The sequence below is a fragment of the Gallibacterium salpingitidis genome, from assembly GCF_030517105.1.
GTDB classification, from domain to species: domain Bacteria; phylum Pseudomonadota; class Gammaproteobacteria; order Enterobacterales; family Pasteurellaceae; genus Gallibacterium; species Gallibacterium salpingitidis.
Genome location: NZ_CP103875.1, coordinates 1,604,028 through 1,618,224 on the forward strand (window position 1 = coordinate 1,604,028; position 14,197 = coordinate 1,618,224).

13 protein-coding genes are annotated in these 14,197 nt (G+C 37.2%); all 13 read right to left on the reverse strand.

Annotation, left to right across the window (positions count from 1 at the left end):
* Positions 1–7 precede the first annotated feature (7 nt).
* The 13 genes from murG to NYR30_RS07840 all read right to left on the reverse strand — a co-directional run bounded on the left by murG (position 8) and on the right by NYR30_RS07840 (position 14,133).
* Positions 8–1,057 carry an undecaprenyldiphospho-muramoylpentapeptide beta-N-acetylglucosaminyltransferase gene (murG, locus tag NYR30_RS07780; RefSeq protein ID WP_066111804.1) on the reverse strand — a complete coding sequence of 350 codons (1,050 nt, stop codon included), beginning with the start codon at positions 1,055–1,057 and terminating at the stop codon, positions 8–10.
* Between the two features lie 9 nt (positions 1,058–1,066).
* Positions 1,067–2,242, reverse strand: a complete 1,176-nt coding sequence (gene ftsW, locus NYR30_RS07785) for a putative lipid II flippase FtsW (protein WP_066111802.1) — start codon at positions 2,240–2,242, stop codon at positions 1,067–1,069.
* Positions 2,243–2,258: 16 nt separating this feature from the next.
* On the reverse strand, positions 2,259–3,572 hold the full coding sequence (murD, locus tag NYR30_RS07790) for a UDP-N-acetylmuramoyl-L-alanine--D-glutamate ligase (protein ID WP_066421880.1): 1,314 nt from the start codon (positions 3,570–3,572) through the stop codon (positions 2,259–2,261).
* A 25-nt stretch (positions 3,573–3,597) separates the two neighbouring features.
* Positions 3,598–4,680, reverse strand: coding sequence for a phospho-N-acetylmuramoyl-pentapeptide-transferase (gene mraY / locus NYR30_RS07795; protein WP_066421877.1), 1,083 nt, complete (start codon positions 4,678–4,680; stop codon positions 3,598–3,600).
* Entirely contained in the window at positions 4,674–6,068 is a 1,395-nt protein-coding gene (gene murF / locus NYR30_RS07800; protein WP_066421874.1) for a UDP-N-acetylmuramoyl-tripeptide--D-alanyl-D-alanine ligase, read from the reverse strand. The genes mraY and murF overlap by 7 nt, the downstream gene beginning before the upstream one ends.
* Positions 6,069–6,095: 27 nt before the next feature.
* The gene (gene murE / locus NYR30_RS07805; RefSeq protein WP_066421871.1) at positions 6,096–7,562 is read right to left on the reverse strand and encodes a UDP-N-acetylmuramoyl-L-alanyl-D-glutamate--2,6-diaminopimelate ligase; all 1,467 of its coding nucleotides are present in this window, start codon (positions 7,560–7,562) and stop codon (positions 6,096–6,098) included.
* Between the two features lie 11 nt (positions 7,563–7,573).
* A complete protein-coding gene (gene ftsI / locus NYR30_RS07810) occupies positions 7,574–9,340 on the reverse strand; it encodes a peptidoglycan glycosyltransferase FtsI (RefSeq protein WP_066111794.1) in 1,767 nt (588 codons plus the stop codon).
* Positions 9,341–9,361: 21 nt separating this feature from the next.
* Positions 9,362–9,682 (reverse strand): cell division protein FtsL, encoded by a 321-nt coding sequence (gene ftsL / locus NYR30_RS07815; RefSeq protein ID WP_066111792.1) that lies wholly within the window; start codon positions 9,680–9,682, stop codon positions 9,362–9,364.
* The gene (gene rsmH / locus NYR30_RS07820) at positions 9,679–10,644 is read right to left on the reverse strand and encodes a 16S rRNA (cytosine(1402)-N(4))-methyltransferase RsmH (protein ID WP_066111791.1); all 966 of its coding nucleotides are present in this window, start codon (positions 10,642–10,644) and stop codon (positions 9,679–9,681) included. The genes ftsL and rsmH overlap by 4 nt, the downstream gene beginning before the upstream one ends.
* 15 nt (positions 10,645–10,659) lie before the next feature.
* Complete coding sequence (gene mraZ, locus NYR30_RS07825) at positions 10,660–11,118, reverse strand: division/cell wall cluster transcriptional repressor MraZ (protein ID WP_302500405.1); 459 nt, start codon at positions 11,116–11,118, stop codon at positions 10,660–10,662.
* 281 nt (positions 11,119–11,399) lie between these two features.
* Positions 11,400–12,197, reverse strand: coding sequence for a transcriptional regulator ExuR (gene exuR, locus NYR30_RS07830; protein ID WP_066111788.1), 798 nt, complete (start codon positions 12,195–12,197; stop codon positions 11,400–11,402).
* A 130-nt stretch (positions 12,198–12,327) separates the two neighbouring features.
* Positions 12,328–13,644, reverse strand: coding sequence for a TRAP transporter large permease (locus NYR30_RS07835; RefSeq protein WP_066111786.1), 1,317 nt, complete (start codon positions 13,642–13,644; stop codon positions 12,328–12,330).
* Positions 13,645–14,133, reverse strand: coding sequence for a TRAP transporter small permease (locus tag NYR30_RS07840; protein ID WP_231924933.1), 489 nt, complete (start codon positions 14,131–14,133; stop codon positions 13,645–13,647).
* Positions 14,134–14,197 lie beyond the last annotated feature (64 nt).

Here is a 14,197-nt window from a genome sequence, read left to right on the forward strand (position 1 = left end):
AATTCTCTTATTTTGTAACTGAAATAATTGTTTCTGCGACTTGTTGTGCCGCTTTTGGTGCCGCTTTTGTTTGGGCTTTTTCTGCCATTGTCAATAACGTTTGGCGATCCCATTGTTGTAAATATGCCGCTACTTTCTCTGCGGTTAATTCAGCTTGTTCAATAATCGCTGCTGCGCCGGCATCAGCTAAATAACTTGCATTTAAATACTGTTGGCGATCTTTATGTTGGAATGGTACAAAAATCGCTGGTACCCCTGCTGCGGCAATTTCACAGACAGTCAATGCACCAGAACGGCAAATCACTACATCTGCCCACGCATAGGCTGCCGCCATATCATCAATAAAATCGCTCACTTCTACTTGGGCATCAGGTGCATAAAGCGTGCGAATTTGCTGACTATTACCTTGCCCAACCTGATGACGAATAATAATGCTATTGCCTAATTTTTCTGCAACTTTTGGCATCAATAAATTTAACACTCGTGCACCTTGGCTACCACCAAACACCAAAATCCGTAAAGCGCCTTCTCGATTATTAAAACGTTGTTGCGGTGTTGGCAAACTAAACATATCTGCTCTAACTGGATTACCGACAACTTCAGCATCTGGAAAAGCATTAGGAAAAGCTTGTAATACTCGAGTAGCAATTTTCGCTAATAATTTATTGGTTAAACCCGCCACCGCATTTTGCTCATGCAAAATAACGGGTACGCCACACAATTTCGCTGCTACACCACCAGGGCCAGAAACATACCCTCCCATACCTAATACCGCATCAGGTTGATAGGCTTTGATAATTTTTTTCGCCTGTGATATTGCTTTCACAATTTTAAATGGTGCTTTTAATAAAGCCAATAAGCCTTTACCACGTAGTCCTGAAATTTCAATAAAGTGAATCTTAATACCATGTTTAGGCACTAAGTCGGCTTCCATACGATCTTTGGTACCCAGCCATTCAATCTGCCAGCCTTGTGCTTGTAAGACTCGTGCAACAGCAATCGCTGGAAAAACATGGCCGCCAGTTCCTCCAGCCATAACTAATAAACGTTTTGTCATAAATTACTCTTAATCATCTCGTAAATGTGCATGCCCACTTGCTAACCGATTCTCATGATCGATCCGCATTAAAATGCCAATCGCAATACACATAATAATTAAACTTGAACCACCATAACTGATTAGTGGGAATGTAAGACCTTTTGTTGGTAATAAGCCAATAGTTACGCCTAAATTCACGAAACCTTGGAAGAAAATCCAGAATGCAATACCAAAAGCAAAAAAGCCACGAAATTTAGCTTCTAATTTTAACGACTCTTTACCAATTTTTAAGGCACGAAATACCAAAGAAAATAGTAAAAAGACAATGACTAACACGCCAATAAAACCAAATTCTTCACCAATAATGGCAAGCACAAAGTCAGTATGTGCCTCTGGTAAATATTCTAATTTTAAGATGGAATTACCTAATCCTTGACCAAAAAACTCCCCATTACCAAATGCCATTAATGAGTTTGACAATTGATAGCCTGTACCAAAAGCATCGGCAAAAGGATCCATATAAGAAGTAACCCGCTTCATTCGGTATGGCGAAATTACAATTAAAAACATTAATAAGCTTGCACCAGCCCCAATCAGTAAGAAAAACTGGAAAATTTTTGCGCCGGCGATAAACAACATACCAAATGTAATGACGAATAATACAACACTACTTCCCAAGTCCGGTTGCAACAGCAAAAACAAAATTAAGATACTGCAAACAATAGTCGGGCGAATGAAGATAAGTTGTCGTGTTGTCACTACATCATATTTGCGTACAAAAAAGCTGGAAAGATAACAAATTAACGCTAATTTCGCTAACTCAGCCGGCTGGAAATTAACAAAGCCTAATGAAATCCAACGCGTTGCCCCGTTAATATTACGACCAACAATTAACACTACAATCAGTGAACATAGCGCAATTAAGTATAACCACGTGCTCCATTTTTCCCATTTTTCCATTGGAATTTGCAGCACAAAAAAGAACATCGCCAATCCAGTAATAATATAAATACCATCACGGATCGCAAAATAGAGCGGGTCATTATACAGCTTTGCTGCAGTAGTAAATGATGCCGTTGTTACTGCAACAAAACCAATAAATAATAGAATAATGAACAATAAAAATAAGGTACGATCATATAAAGACGATTGCGGTGTAATACGTCCCCAGCGCCAAAAGCCATCTTTTATTCTCGATAACATTAAACCTTACCTTTATTTATTGTTTAGCTAAACGAGCAAAATCATTGCCGCGTACTTCAAAATTAGCAAACTGATCCCAACTCGCACAAGCTGGTGATAATAGCACCATATCGCCTGCTTGCAACAATGGGCGAATCGCATTAATCGCTTGTTCCATGGTATCCACAATAACACTTTGCGTTGATAATGCCGCTAATGCTGCTTTATCTTGTCCAAAGCAATAACAGAAAATATTAGGTTTATTAATTAGTGGTTTTAAATCGCTAAAATCTGCTCCTTTGCCATCACCACCAAGTAATAAATATAAACGACCCGCTACTTCCAAACCATTTAAAGCCGCTTGCGTACTGCCTACATTGGTTGCTTTAGAATCATTAATCCAACGTATGCCATTTGCTTGATGTACAGTTTGAAAACGGTGATCTAAGCCGCCAAAAGTTTGCAATGCTTGCACAATGCCTTTTTCAGGAACATTAACCGCTTCCGCTAACGCAATAGCAGCGAGTGCATTCATATAATTATGGCGACCACTTAATTTCATTTCCTCAACAGATAATAGACGTTTAGTTGGCGTATTGAGATAAATTTTGCCTGATTCAGTGGTTAAATAATAATCTGCATCTTGTGCGGCAAAACTGAAAACTGTTTGTTGTTCCTCGTGATTATCAGGATGAGTCAAGCGATCTTCATGATTAACAACAATAGTTTTTGCATTTTGATAAACACGTAATTTTGCCTGACGATAGTCTTCTAAATCACGATAACGATTCATATGATCTTCGGAAATATTCAAGATCGTTGCAGCAGCTGCTTTCAAACTATAAGTCGTTTCTAATTGGAAACTTGAAAGCTCTAATACATACAAATCACAGCCTTTATCTAACAAGGAAAGTGCTGGAATACCAATATTACCGCCAATGCCAACTTTTATATCGCCAGCTTTTGCCATTTCATAAACTAATGTGGTTACGGTACTTTTACCATTAGATCCGGTAATTGCGACAATTGGCGCTGTTGCTTCACGACAAAATAGCTCAATATCGCCAACGATTTCCACACCAGCAGCAATGGCTTGTTGAATTTCTGGTGTTTTTACTGCAATCCCTGGACTTAAGACAATTAAATCACTATTAACCAACCATTCAGTATTTAAACTACCTGTATGAACAGGAACGTTTGTTGGTAATTGATCTAAACCTGCTGGATGTTGGCGTGTATCAATCACTTGCAATTTAACATTTTTGCCAACGAAATAATCAACACAAGATAATCCTGTTTTGCCTAAACCAACGATAGTGACGGTTTTCCCTGTATAATCCCACTTAGACATTGTTATCTGTCCCCTCAAATACCACTTAACGTAATTTCAACGTTACTAATCCTAACAACACCAAAATCAAGGAAACAATCCAAAAACGGACAATAACGCGTGGTTCTGGCCAGCCTTTTAATTCAAAATGGTGGTGAATCGGCGCCATACGGAAAATACGTTGTTTTCTTAATTTGTATGATCCCACTTGTAAAATTACTGACAATGTTTCAATAACAAAAACACCACCCATAATGACTAATAAAAATTCTTGTCTTACTAAAACAGCAATCGTACCGATGGCACCACCTAATGATAAAGAACCAACATCTCCCATAAATACTTGTGCTGGATAAGTATTAAACCAAAGGAAACCTAAGCCTGCTCCAACAATGGCAGTACAAACAACCACTAATTCAGCACTGAATTTAATATAAGGAATATGTAGATAATCTGCGAAATTGAAGTTACCAGTTGCCCAAGCAATTAAGGCAAATGCAGCAGCAACTAATACTGTTGGCATAATCGCCAAGCCATCTAAGCCGTCAGTTAAATTCACTGCGTTACTGGTGCCAACAATCACAAAATAAGACAACACAATATAAAACAAACCGAGTTGCGGCATAATTTCTTTAAAGAATGGTACTACCAATACCGTTGCATTAGTATCTTTACCAATCCAGTACATTCCGATTACGGCAATTAACGCCACAAAAGAGAGCCAAAAATATTTCCAACGTGCAATTAAGCCATCTGTATTTTTACGCACCACTTTACGGTAATCATCAATAAAACCGACTGCACCATAACCAAATAGCACAAATAGCACAAACCACACATATGGATTTTCTAGATTTGCCCATAACAAGGTACTAACACCAATAGAGGCTAAAATCATAATACCACCCATTGTCGGCGTACCACGTTTACTAAAATGGCTTTCTGGTCCATCATTACGCACGACTTGACCAATTTGCAACATTTGTAATCTGGTAATGACTTTAGGACCAATCCATAAACAGAACAATAATGCAGTTAATAACGCTAAAATTGCACGAACAGTAATATATGAAAAGACATTAAAAAAAGTGTGATACTTGACTAAAAATTCACTAATCCAAACTAACATTGTCCAAAACCTTTAAATGCTTCCACAATCTCTTCCATTTTCATTGAACGAGATCCTTTCACTAATAATAAAATTGTTTTTCCTGCCTGCAGTTGTTCTGTTACATATTGTTGCAATGCAGTAATTAACTCTGCTTTCTGTTGATAATGTTCGCCGCCACAACGCGCACTAATAGCTCGACTATAATGGCCAAAACTAAATACTTTGCTTAAATTTGCTTGATGTGCTGCTTCAGCAACTTGTTGATGGCATTGCTCTGTACTTTCACCCAACTCCGCCATATCTCCGACTGCTAAAATTTTGATAGCTTGTGTTGCTTGTTGTAACACTGCCATGGCTGCTTTTAATGAATCCACATTGGCATTGTAAGTATCATCCAAAATAGTAAATTGCGGATTCACCACAACAGGAAAGAGTCTGCCTTTTACTCGTTTACCTGCGGCTAAGCCTGCTTTAATATCTTGCAACGAAGCGCCTAAAACCAACGCTAAGGAGGCTGCCGCTAACGCATTGCTGATATTATGTTCCCCTAAATAAGGTAAATCGATTGCAATTTCTCCTTGTGGTGTACATAACACAAAATGATAACCTTCGGCATAAGGTATTATCGCTTTAGCATAGACATCAGCTTGTGCTGAATTGATCGAAAATTGTTGAATAGGATGATGGCCAATATTTTGCTGCCAGAAATTGAGATATTGACAGTTTGCATTAACAATCGCCACACCGTTTGACGTTAAACCTTGATAAATTTCGCCTTTTGCTTTAGCAACACCTTCCACTGAGCCAAATCCTTCTAAATGCGCTGGTGCGACATTATTGACTAAAGCTACGTCTGGACGTGCTAATTGTGTGGTATAAGCAATTTCACCTGCATGATTAGCACCAAGCTCAATCACTGCATAACGGTGTGCATTAGTTAAACGTAATAACGTTAATGGCACCCCAATATCATTATTAAAATTACCTGCGGTAAACAATACTTCATCTGGTGAATTCGCCGTATGTTGCAAAATCGCGGCAGTCATCTCTTTTACTGTTGTTTTACCTGATGAACCTGTCATCGCAGCAACTTTAGGATTAACTTGTAATCTTACCCAAGCGGCTAATTGTCCTAATGCTTTTTTTGTATCTGCAACCACTAATTGTGGCAATGGAATATTAGGGTTAGCTTGTTCTACTACCAAAATCTTTGCGCCTTGTTGATACACGCGATCAAGAAATTGGTGAGCATCAAAACTTTCTCCCCTTAATGCAAAAAAAATACTGCCGCAACAATTTGTGCGGCTATCAGTTGTTACACTATCTACTTCAATGTCAGCTTGAGGTGGGTTAATTTCTTGTGCAGCTAACAACTTACTTAAAGTAGAAAAATTAATTGTGATCATTTGTTATTCTTCTTTATGTTATTTGTGTTATGTCAATCCCAGCAATCGTGACACAATCTCACGATCAGAAAAATGGTATTTGGTTTGTCCAATAATTTGGTAATCTTCGTGTCCTTTGCCTGCTACCAAAATAAGATCATTTGGTGCTGCTTGCGAAAAAGCATACTCTAATGCCTGTTCACGGCGATGAATTATAGTAGCGTTATTTGGAAAGTCTAGCCCTTGTACAATATCATTTATAATTGCAGCAGCATCTTCAGTACGCGGATTATCGTCTGTAATAATCACTTTATCCGCCAATCGTTCCGCAATCTTCGCCATCTGTGGACGTTTACCTTTATCACGATCACCGCCGCAACCAAACACACACCACAATTGTCCATGGCAATGTAATTTAGCCGCTAATAATGCTTTTTCTAACGCATCTGGTGTATGTGCGTAATCTACAACTGCCGTTGGTCGGTTTTCGGCAGTAAAGCGTTCCATTCTGCCGCAAACACCCTCAAGTTGAGAAACGGTAGCGCTTAATTGCGCTAAAGAGTAGCCCAATGATAATAGCGTTGCAGTAGTAAGTAATAAGTTAGCAACATTGAACTCACCAATGAGTTTGGAATGAAAAGTGGCATCACCCCAACTAGAAGAGAAATGAATCGTGGCACCTTGTGGGTGATATTCAATATGTTCTGCTTTTAACCATTGTGAATGGTTGGGTTGGAATCTTACATTTAAACTCACTGCAACTGCATCAGGCAATTCTTGCAGCCATTGTTGTCCCACTTCATCATCAGCATTAATAATACGTTGTTGTACATCTAATTCAGTGAACAATATTTTCTTGGCAGCAGCGTATGCAGCTAAAGTGTGGTGATAATCTAAATGATCGCGGCTCAAGTTAGTAAATACCGCAGCATTAAAATGTAACGCTGCAACACGTTGTTGTACCAGACCATGTGAAGAAACTTCCATTGCCACAAAATCTGCGCCATGCCTAACAAAATCTGCTAAATTACGTTGAATTTCTACCGCAGAACCTGTGGTATTAGTCGCTGGTTTAATCTGTTGATAAAAACCATTACCAATGGTACCCATCACTGCACTACATTTACCAAGTAAATGAGTCCATTGAGTTAATAAATTTGCAATTGTGGTTTTACCATTTGTACCAGTTACTCCTACTAATGTTACTTGACTAGAAGGTTGCTGATAAAACTCACCCGCCAATTGAGATAATTGGTTAGCTAGTTGATAAACATAGATAACAGGAATATTGTCCTGCCAAGTTAAACGCGCTTTATCTTGCGCATCTTCACTCTCTAAAATAATCGCTGCAGCGCCAGCAGCAATCGCTTGTGGTACAAATTTTCTACCGTCAATTTGATGTCCAATTAAGCCGACAAAAACATCCCCTTTTTTTACTGCTCGACTATCTAACTGCATCTCCTGTAATGGTTGCTCTGGTAAGGTTAAATTAAAGTAACGGCTTAAACGCTGCATTTTGATTTTCCTTAATTATCTCGTTGATTTTCACTCTTTAGTGTATCAATACGTACAACGCGTTTCGCACTCTTAACCTCACCTTCAATACCGTCAGGTGTAATATTTTTTGCACGTAAAGTATGTCCCATAATCTTTGAGAATACTGGCGCAGAAATTGCACCACCATAATATTTACCTGCGGTTGGATTATTAATCAAAATTACCAATGCAAATTGAGGATCACTCGCCGGTGCGATACCAGCTGTATAGGCAATATATTTATCCACATATTGACCATTTTCCAATTTTTTCGCTGTACCTGTTTTAATTGCCACACGATAACCCGGTACCGCAGCAGCAATACCACCACCGCCCGGTTGTGCAACACTTTCCATCATATGCACGACTTCACGAGTTACTTTTTCAGAATAAATACGCTCTCCAATTACTGGCGGATCGACTTTAGTAATAGAAAGCGGACGATAAACACCAAAGCTACCTAACGCCACATAAGCACGCGCTAATTGTAATGGTGTTACGGTTAAACCATAACCATACGCCACTGTAGCACGTTCAATATCTGCCCAACGTTTACGGTTTAATGGTAAAGTCCCTGATTGTTCACCAACCAAACCTAAATTAGTCGGCATACCAAAACCGGCTTTGTGATAAGTATTCATCAATACAGAAATCGGCATTTGTAAAGATAGTCGGCTTACCCCAACGTTACTCGATTTTTGTAGAATTCCTGTAATGGATAATTCATTACGCGGTGCCACGTCACGAATAGTATGCCCATTGACCACAAACGGTTTAGTGTTAATCACTGTATCTGGAGAGATGATCTTTTGTGTCAATGCAGTTAATACCACAAATGGTTTTACTGTTGAACCTGGTTCAAAGGTATCGGTAATCGCACGATTACGGCGTAATTCTGCTTGTGAACCAAAAATACTATTTGGGTTATAAGATGGTGCAGTTGCCATTGCTAAGATTTCACCAGTACTAATCTTAACTAACACCGCCGTACCTGATTCCGCTTTGTTTTCTGCTACTGCCTTTTTAATTTCGCGGAATACCATTGATTGCAAATGACGATCAATACTTAATGTCACATCGTGAGCATCATATTTTTGCGTACTAGAAATATTCTCAATAATATTACCCGACTTATCTCGACGATAAGTTTTAGAACCCGATTTGCCAATTAATAAGGAGTCAAAACTCTTTTCAATCCCTTCAATACCTTGTCCATCAATATTGGTATAACCTAATAATTGTGCAGATTCTTCCACAGTTGGATAAAAGCGACGGTATTCCTTACGCATAGAAATACCTGTGATTTTAAGATCGTGAATATATTTCGCCATTGTTGGTGAAATTTGACGATCTAAATAGACGAAACGAGATTTAGGATTTTTATTTAAACGATTGATAACATCTGATAATGGAACATTCAATGTTTCTGCTAAACGCTGCCAGCGTTCTTTTTCCATCAATGAATTTTTTTCAAAAATTTCTTTTGGATCGGCAATAATTGAATAGTTTTCAACACTCACCGATAACAATTCACCATTACGATCAAGAATATCACCACGAATATAAGGAATTTGTTCAGTACGCAATGAACGTTTATTACCCTCTGCAATATAAAAATCAGCATTAATTAATTGAACATAGGCTGCTCTCGCAATTAGCGCCACTAAACCAGCAATAATTAAAACGATAGTGAGGATATAACGCCCCTTTGAAAAACTACTCACTTGTTGTAATGATTTATTTTTGACCCTAGCCATCGTAGTACCCAGTTATCTAATTTATTCAATAATTAATACTTCTTGTTCATCTTGCGTCGATTGCATACCTAGTTGACGAGAGATCCCTTCGATTCTAGTACGATCGCTCAATGCACTATCTTCTAAGCGCAAATTCAATGCCTCACTTTGTAATGCTTGATATTCTGTTTGTAGCTGATTTTTCTCATTAATTGCTAAACGGGTTAAATGGGTAATCCATACTGTTGAAACTGCCGTAATTAATAATGCAATCAATAACAACATCACCGTTTTATTCGCTTGGAAAATATCATCTACAATAATTCGCCATAATGGGTAGCGATCATAAGTTTTAAAAATCATCTTAATCTCTCCGCTACTCGTAATACTGCACTTCTTGAACGAACATTTACGGCAAGTTCTTCATCACTCGCCATAATCGCTTTACCAATAATTTTTAATTTCTGATTACGTTCAATTTGATCTTCAGTTAATGGCAATCCTTTTGGAATTTCCTCTCCTTTACTTTGTTTCTTCATAAAGCGTTTTACTAAACGATCTTCTAAGGAGTGGAAACTAATAATGGCTAATCTGCCCTCTGGCACTAAAACCTCAAGTGCAGAATTTAAAATCTTCTCTAACTCTTCTAATTCGCTATTAATAAAAATACGAATAGCTTGGAAACTTCGGGTTGCTGGATGTTTATGTTTCTCTTTTACTGGAATTGATTGAGCGATTAACTGCGCTAATTGCAATGTACGTGTTAATGGCTCAGTTTTATTTTGTAAAGCTTGACGATTAAATTCGACAATATTGTGTGCAATACGCTTTGCAAAACGTTCTTCGCCAAAGGTTTTTAATACCCAAGCCAAATCACTTTCTGAAACCTGTTGCAACCATTCTGCTGCAGAAAGCCCTTTAGAACTATCCATTCGCATATCTAACGGACCATCTTGCATAAAACTAAAGCCACGTTCTGCATTATCTAATTGTGGTGAAGAAACACCAAGATCGAGCAAAATACCATCAACTTTGCCAACTAATGCATATTTTTCACAAATAGCTTTAATCTCAGAGAAAGTACTATGTTCAATGGAAAAACGCGAATCTTGAATCGCTTGTGCAGCTAAAATAGCTTCTGGGTCACGATCAATAGCTAATAAACGTCCATTCTCACCCAATTCAGATAAAATTTTGCGCGAATGTCCACCACGACCAAAAGTACCATCAATATAGATACCATTTGGTTTCAAAGACAATCCCTCTACTGCTTCATTCAGCAAAACAGTAAAGTGTGCAGGATCTGAATAGGTTACTTGTTCCATATGAATAAAACTCGCTTATAAAAACAAAGTTCTTAACTCATCAGACGTTGCTATCGTACCACTGCTACCAATTTGAATGTCTTCTGCAATTTGTTGTTGCCATTTTTCAGCTTGCCAAATTTCAAATTTATTGAGCTGACCAACAAGCATAATCTCTTTTTCTAGGGCGGCATGTTGTCTTAATGCAGGGCTAAGAAGAATTCGACCAGTTTTATCCAGTTCACATTCCGTTGCGTATCCCAACATAACACGTTGTAAACGTCGTCCAGTTTCATCAAAGTTCGGTAATTGCAGTAATTTTTGTTCGACGATTTCCCATTCAGATAATGGGTATAACAATAGACAAGGTTGGCGAATATCAGCAGTACAAATTAACTGTCCGTTTTCTTTCTCTTGTAGTTCTAGACGATAACGAGTAGGAATCGCTAAACGACCCTTAGCATCAAGATTAATGAGAGATGCACCTCGAAACATACTCGTTACCTATAAAATGAGTTAAAAGGAAGAATTTATTACCACTATTTACCACAATTTACCACTTTCCGTTAGTCTATTATCAGATATGGATTATTGCAAGTAATTCATTATCATTTTTGCGAATTAGGTGCATTAATGTGATAAAACACACAAATAATATTCAATGTGAAATGATGGTTATTTAACTTTTGAATACTTTTGGTTTGAAATTAATAAGATGTAGAGAATAGAAAGAGGGATAAAAATATAGAAAGGTAAAAAGATTAACCCATTAAAGGTTAATCTTTTACAGTATCTTTCAATGAAAAAAGACTTTGAGATAAATGAATGACAGGATTATCGGAAAACATATATTTATCGATACTAATTTCAAAATCATCATTCGCACCATTAAATAACATTTGTTTAGTATGTTCTAAATGTTTCCACATTGCGATTTTTGCAGCTTCCGAATCTTTTTTCATTAATGCCTGCAGAATTTCATCATGTTCATTACACCAGCTGTCAATAGAACGCGAATCAATATGCTCATGCAATTTACGCCAATACGGGTTTAAAATTCTTTGCTGCCACATTTCTTGAACAATTGTTACCAAAGCACTATTTCGAGTAATTTGTGCAATTTTAGTATGAAATTTCAAATCCCATTCAGAATCTCTAAAACGATCTTCTTGTCTAGCATTTTTCTGAATTTCCATTAAATCAATAATATCTTCTTTCGTTACTTGTGTTGCGGCAAATTCAGCAATAATACTTTCAATTAATTGACGTGCTTGCAATAACTCAAACGGACCACATTTCGAAAATTCTAAGCCTTTAGGTTCATTCAGTTGAGAAGCATCTTTCGGTGCCGAAGCAATAACATGAATGCCAGATCCTTTTTTTACTTCGACATAGCCTTCCACTTCTAACATAATGATCGCTTCTCTCACCACCGTTCTACTGACATTCATTTCTTCTGAAATAAATCTTTCAGCAGGCAATTTATCACCAACTTTATAAACTCCTGAAATAATTCGGTTTTTGAGATCTTGTGCTAACTGTTGATAAAGTCTTTGGTTATCAGTCAACTTCATTTGATATCATACCTATTTAAACGAGATTCACGTTAAAAATTATATCATAGCATACAATTTTTATTCTAAATTTCAGAAAAAATTGTTGCTATTGTTCTAATAAGTTATAAAACAATAGCAACAAAGCAGATTAGATACCTAATAAATTAGGTAAGAAGAGAGAAAGTTGTGGTATATAAGTTACCATAAATAGCGTTACTAAAAGGACAGCAAAAAACGGTAACATTGGTTTAATCAGATTTTGTAGTTTAACGCCAGAAACAGAGCATCCAACAAACAACGCACTACCCACAGGCGGAGTACATAGACCAATACAAAGGTTAAAAATCATCATAATTCCGAAATGTACTGGATCCATACCTAAATCAGTTACGATCGGTAAGAAAATTGGCGTAAAAATTAATACCGCTGGTGTCATATCCATAAACACACCAATGATTAATAATAAGATGTTAATAATCAATAAGATAACAATTAAATTATCTGAAACACTTAACAATAAATCATTAATCATATATGGAATATCTGCATTCGTCATTGCCCATGACATCGCCACTGAAACTCCAATTAAGAATAAAACAATTGAAGTTGTTACCACAGATTCCAAGATAATTTTCGGTAATTCTGATAGCTTAATTTCTCGATAAATCACAACAGACAAGATAAATGTATAGACTACCGCAATAGCTGAAGCTTCTGTCGCAGTAAAAATACCACCTAGAATACCGCCAATTACCACAACCACCATCAGCAAACTTGGAATTGCGTCTAGTGCATATTTAATCACTAAAGCTAATGTTGGTTTCTCTGACACAGGATAATTGCGTTTTTTGGCAATAATATAATTAACCACCATAATACCTATTCCCATTAAGAAACCAGGAACATATCCAGCCATAAACAGTGTTGCAACAGAAATCCCACCAGCAGTTAACGCATATACAATCATTACATTAGACGGTGGAATCAATAATCCAGTAATACAAGAAGAAACATTAATTGCAGCGGAATAAGCTGGATCATATCCTGCTTTCTTTTGTAATGGTGCCATAGTACCACCAACCGCAGCAGCGGCAGCAACGGCTGATCCAGAAATTGAACCAAACATCATATTCGCCATAACGTTTACATGTCCTAATGATCCTGGGATTCTACCTACTAACACTTGAGAGAAGTTAATCAATCTTGTTGCAATACCTCCGCTATTCATCAAGGATCCTGCCAAGATAAAAAATGGTATTGCCAACAAAGAGAAGCTATCTAATCCAGTAGCTACTTTTTGTCCAGAAACAATCAGTACTGTTTTAAAAGGCAACATAAAATACGCTGCTGCGCAGGTTGCAATCCCGATAGAGAATGAAATAGGAACGCCTAAGAAAACAAGCACAAAAAAGGATACAAACATCACTAAAGGAACAAACCATTCCCATGATAAAAGCCATTCCATTTATTTACCCTCCTTTAACGCAGCAAAGCTTTCCACGATAAACATCAAACTATAAAGCATCATTAATACGCCGCTGATTGGTAATACTACATAAACATATGCCATTGGAATCTGCATAGAAGATGAAATTTGTCCTGATGCATACACGTTCATTACTAAATTAATTCCACCAAATACCATCACACCTAATGAAAAGAAAAAGATGCACACATTAATAAAAATATTGCTTACTGCTTTCTTATAGTGCGTTAAATTATGTGTGAAAAGATCAATAGATAAATGTTTTTGTAACCCTACTGTATAAGCAGCACCGAGTAATCCCACCCAAATCATACTAAAGCGAGCAACTTCATCAGTAACTGTACTTGGAATCTGTAACACATAACGACTAAATACTTGCCATGTAACACAAATCACCAGCAATACCATCACAATAATAGAAAATGTTGAGATAAAGAGATCAATCCCTCTCTTTATTTTCGCTAACATAATTCCTCCCATAACAAGGATAAAAAAATCTCCTTATTACCCACTAGGGTAATAAGGAGTAACA